At 70.8% G+C, this 1,182-nt stretch carries 1 protein-coding gene; it reads left to right on the top strand.

The window, feature by feature from the left end:
* Window positions 1-106 precede the first annotated feature (106 nt).
* A partial coding sequence (locus C1A33_RS37610) for a WD40 repeat domain-containing protein (RefSeq protein ID WP_279354699.1) occupies window positions 107-1,182 on the top strand: 1,076 nt, incomplete at its 3' end.

Genomic DNA, 1,182 nt, shown 5'->3' with positions numbered 1-1,182 from the left:
CCCCACAGCCCTACCCCCCGGCGCGATCATCATCGCCACCACCCGGCCCAGCACGATCACTTTCCCCGCCGGATCACGGGTGGTCGAACGCATCGACGTCGAAAGCATGTCCAATCGGCGGGATCTGCTCGACTACCTCACCACGATCAGCACCCACGACCCGCTGATCGCCGACGCGCTCCACCAGGCGGGCATGACCGTCGGCCGGTTCAGCGAAACCCTGCTGGAACGTTCGGGCGGGGTGTGGATCTACGCGCTGACCGTACTCGACCAGATTCGCGACCACGACCGCGACCCGAGGGATGTCGACCGGCTTCCCGAAGGGCTCGCCGGCTACTACGCCGACAACCTCCACCGCTGGCAGGCCAGCCTCGACGAGCGCGACTGGCAGACCTGCGGCCTGCCCCTGCTCGCCACGCTCACCGTCATCCGGGAACCCCAGACCGCGGCCACCCTCGCCACCTGGGCTGACGTCCCCGAAGCGCAGGCCCGCAGCCTGCTCCGCGGCATGTTCCGGCCGTTCCTCGCCATCCGACAGGGCGGGGACCCCGACATGTACCTACCCCGCCATCAAAGCCTCCGCGACTTCACCACCGGCACTGCACTAGCCGACAGCGACGACGAAGACCTCCGCCACCTCGGCCACACCCTCACCACCGCCAGCCGCCAAGCCCACCGCCGCATCGCCGCCGCCCTCACACCCACCGAACCCATCGGCCGGCGCCCCTGGGATGTGACCGGCGCCTACGCCACCGTCCACCTCCCCGAACACGCCGCCCACGCCGGCATGCTCCCCGACCTGCTCAACGACACCGACTTCGCCCTCCACGTCGGCATCCCCTCCCTGCTCCGCCACCGACACCACCTCACCACCCCCCACGCACGCGCCGCCCTGGGTGCCCTCGAACTCGCCGCCGGACACGGCACCACCCACACCGAACACCTGCACTGGATCGAAATCTCCGCCCGCAAAACCCACGCTCACACCCTCGCCGACAACACCGCCCGGCTCCTCCCCGACCGGCCCTGGCGACCCCTCCACGCCGTCTGGGGCGGCACCAGCCACCAAACCCTCACCGGCCACACCGGCTCGGTGCTCGTCCTGGCCAGCATCCCGCTGCCCGACGGACGCACCCTGCTCGCCAGCGCAGGCGACGACCACACGGTGCGGCTGTGGGACCC

The sequence above is a fragment of the Frankia canadensis genome, from assembly GCF_900197875.1.
Classification (GTDB): domain Bacteria; phylum Actinomycetota; class Actinomycetes; order Frankiales; family Frankiaceae; genus Frankia; species Frankia canadensis.
The sequence above is the reverse complement of the archived record's forward strand: the minus strand, read 5'-3'. Positions and strand labels throughout refer to the sequence as shown.